Genomic DNA, 3,306 nt, shown 5'->3' with positions numbered 1-3,306 from the left:
TTTTTTGGTCAGTGTGATGTTAGCGGAATTTGGCTTCATGAAAGTGCAAATTTTAAAAGCGGAAAAGGCGCGTGATTTGTATTGGAAGCTTGAGATTGCCAAGGCTTCCGAAAAAGCACAGCTTGATCTGGAGCGACAAAGACAAGCAGCGTTGGAAGCTGAGCATCGAGCGCAAGGGGTGATTTCGGCTTTAGAACAAAAGCTTGTGAAAATGGAGGAAGTCAATGGGAAGTTGCCGGTTACTGGCGGTGGCATTGGGCTTGAGCGTGTGCGCTTGCTCAACACACAAGCCGGTGGGTAGCCTTTCTTATCATTTTTTATCGGTTGAATTGCCGCCTGTTGTTCGCATGGCGTGTTCCCGCCCAGCTTTATTGCCAGAGCGTGCTTTGAATGCGCGCGAAGTGGTGCACTATTGGGGGCGTGATCGTGCTGCTTTATTGATTTGTGAACAGCGCAGAAAAGCTGCGGAGAGGGCGATTTTAGGCACAAGAGAGGGGACTTTTAAGTGAACTTGGATATCAGTGTTGCCAATGGCTGGTTATCTTTATTGTTATCGGTTATTGCGATTTGTGGGGTTTTGAGAGCCTATTTTTCTTCCGGTGCGCGGGAAATGCTGAAAGATATCACGGCGCTTAAAGAGCGTGTGCAAAAGTTAGAAACAGAGATGGATTTTTTGCCTGATCGTGATGCGCTGCAAAGATTGGAAGTAAATATGGAGAAATTGAATGGTCGCCTCAATACGCTTTCTGCACAATTACAACCGGTGGCAGCCATTGGTGAGCGCTTGCAAGAGTTTTTGTTGGAGAATGCCAAGAAATGAAAGCAGATATGGATAAAATCATCCGTGAAGAAGCGCGGTTGATTATTTTAAAAGGGCTTGCTTGTGAGCGCAGTGAAACTTTATCGAGTGCGATGATTGAGCGGCTTTTATACAGTTATGGTATCAGGCGCGATCGCGACTTTGTGCATAATGAACTGGCATGGATGGAAGATCAAGGTGCTGTTACGTTAAAACAGGTGGGTTCAGTTTTTCTTGCGGCATTAACAGAACGGGGAGCACGTCATTTAGACCGAAGCTTTTCCATTGAGGGGATTAAGCGGCCTAAACGTTCATCAATAAAATACGAGGTGAAGGATGCGCAAGGTCGGGCGTGGACGTTTAACGGCGATTGATTTATTGCCGCAAGCTTGTGATCAAATCATTGCAGAGGCGGCTGAGGCTTTAAACGGGCGTGAAAAGACGCAAAAAGCCATTTATGATGAATTTAAAGCAGCTTTGAAGGCTTTACGAAAGGAAACGGGTTTAAGCTTTTCTATACCCTCCTTTTCGAGTTTTAATCGTTATTCTTTGCGGCTAGCCGTGATGTCACGGCGCCTAGAACAGACAAGAGAAATTGCCGCAAGCCTTTCCAAGCGTTTTGATGCCAAAGCTTCTGATAATATCACTCTTTTGACGGCGGCAGCGATTAAGGAGTTGATTTTTTCAACGTTGAGCAGTGGGAAAAACCTTTCGCCAAAAGCAGCACAAGAATTAGCCAATGCGCTCAAAGGGGTTTTGGCGGCTGAACATTTGTCGACCACCAGACGGCAAAGATTAGAGAAGGATTTTACCACTAAAGCAAGTAAAGCGGTTGATGTGGCAGCAGCAGCGGCGGGGCTCTCAGAAGAAACAGCGCGGGCTATACGTGCGCAGGTGTTGGGGGTAAAACATGGCTGAACAGCCCTTTTCAAAAAGTCATGTCTTTGATCATCAAAGTGGCTTTGATATTTGGCGGAAAAGTGCTTTTCCCAAAGAGAGTGATCCCTTAGCGGAAGGCGTTTTGATGGCGCATCAACGGGCATGGATTGAGGATAAATCACCGTTAAAATTGGTGGAAAAGGGGCGGCGGACTGGCATTACTTTTGCCGAAGCTTTGGATGATACTCTTATTGCGGCGGCAACCGTTAAGGCAGGGGGCGATAATGTTTTTTATATTGGTGACACCAGAGACAAGGGGCGTGAATTTATTGGCTATGTGAGCAATTTTGCCAGAGCCATTACAAGCCACAGTGGGGATGTGGAGGAATTTTTATTCTCTGATCAAAGGGCGGATGGTTCAACGAAATATATCTCTGCTTATCGGGTACGTTTTGCTTCGGGGTTTCGGGTTGAGGCGCTTTCTAGCCGCCCTGAAAACATTCGGGGGTTACAGGGCATTGTAGTGATTGACGAGGCGGCGTTTCATCAAGATGTGCGCGCTGTTTTGGATGCAGTCAATGCTTTGTTGATTTGGGGAGGCAAGATCCGTGTGATCTCCACCCATAATGGTGTACTCAATCCTTTCAATGAACTGATCCGTGAGGCGAAAGCAGGTAAGGTTCCTTTTTCGGTGCATTGTTACCCCTTTGGTGTTGCTGTTAAAAATGGCTTGTTTAAACGGGTTTGTGCCATGAAGGGGGAGGTGTGGAGTTTAGCATCTGAGCAACAATGGGAAGAGCAAATTCGTGCTTCTTATGGGGTGCGTTTGGCTGCTATGCGCCAAGAATTAGATGCCATACCAGCCGATCAAGAAGGGGCGGCTTTAACACGCTTACAGATTGAAAATTGTTGCGCGCCTGACATTGCAGTGTTGCGTTTTGCTTGTGTGGATGATTTTAAAAATCAATCGGAACATCAACGAAGTCAAGCTGCTTTTGCTTGGTGTGAGAAGCATATAAAACCTCTTCATGCTGGGCTTGACCGGCGGCGCCAACATGTTTTTGGCGTTGATTTTGCCCGCAGTGGTGATGCCACCTCCATTGTGGTGATGGAGGTGGGACAAGATTTGGTGCGCCGTGTACGGTTTATGGTGGAATTGCGCAATACGCCGTTTGATCAACAAAGAGAGATTTTATTTTATGTTGTGAATGGTTTGCCGCGTTTGATGGGCGGCGCGTTAGATGCGCGGGGCAATGGGGCTTATTTAGCCGAAAAAGCGGCGCAACGTTATGGCGCTCTTGTGAAGGAAGTGCCCTTGTCACAAAGTTGGTATGGCAAGGAAATGCCGGCTTATTTAGAAGCTTTTGGGGATGGGACGATTGTTTTGCCGCGCGATAGTGACATTGTTGCCGATCATCAAGCGCTTGCTTATGTCAATGGCATTGTGAAAATTCCAGACAATCATCGTTTTAAAGGCAGTGACGGTTTTATGCGCCATGGTGATAGCGCGATTGCTTGCGCTTTGGCTTATTTTGCCAGCCGCCAAACTCCTGAAATTTATGATTATACACCTGTGAGAGAGGCTTATCGTTTTGATGAAAGCTCGCTCTTTTCAACGCCTTTTTTTT

At 46.8% G+C, this 3,306-nt stretch carries 6 protein-coding genes; all 6 read left to right on the top strand.

What is annotated here, in order from left to right:
- Positions 1 to 301 (top strand): hypothetical protein (locus ACFIMX_RS00085; protein WP_375693868.1); only part of this gene is annotated, 301 nt, incomplete at its 5' end.
- The gene (locus tag ACFIMX_RS00080; protein WP_375607965.1) at positions 294 to 509 is read left to right on the top strand and encodes a hypothetical protein; all 216 of its coding nucleotides are present in this window, start codon (positions 294 to 296) and stop codon (positions 507 to 509) included. The genes ACFIMX_RS00085 and ACFIMX_RS00080, both read left to right, overlap by 8 nt.
- Positions 506 to 820 (top strand): DUF2730 family protein, encoded by a 315-nt coding sequence (locus ACFIMX_RS00075; protein ID WP_375607966.1) that lies wholly within the window; start codon positions 506 to 508, stop codon positions 818 to 820. Before ACFIMX_RS00080 ends, ACFIMX_RS00075 begins: the two co-directional genes overlap by 4 nt.
- Positions 817 to 1,173 carry a hypothetical protein gene (locus ACFIMX_RS00070; RefSeq protein ID WP_375640676.1) on the top strand — a complete coding sequence of 119 codons (357 nt, stop codon included), beginning with the start codon at positions 817 to 819 and terminating at the stop codon, positions 1,171 to 1,173. The genes ACFIMX_RS00075 and ACFIMX_RS00070 overlap by 4 nt, the downstream gene beginning before the upstream one ends.
- Positions 1,136 to 1,717 carry a phage protein Gp27 family protein gene (locus tag ACFIMX_RS00065; RefSeq protein ID WP_375640678.1) on the top strand — a complete coding sequence of 194 codons (582 nt, stop codon included), beginning with the start codon at positions 1,136 to 1,138 and terminating at the stop codon, positions 1,715 to 1,717. Before ACFIMX_RS00070 ends, ACFIMX_RS00065 begins: the two co-directional genes overlap by 38 nt.
- The coding region (locus ACFIMX_RS00060; RefSeq protein WP_375693867.1) for a hypothetical protein at positions 1,710 to 3,306 on the top strand (1,597 nt) is incomplete at its 3' end. The genes ACFIMX_RS00065 and ACFIMX_RS00060, both read left to right, overlap by 8 nt.

The sequence above is a fragment of the Bartonella sp. AD24XZML genome (assembly GCF_042196485.1).
Lineage (GTDB): Bacteria > Pseudomonadota > Alphaproteobacteria > Rhizobiales > Rhizobiaceae > Bartonella.
Note: the sequence above shows the minus strand (reverse complement) of the source record. Positions and strands in the feature narration are given on the sequence as shown.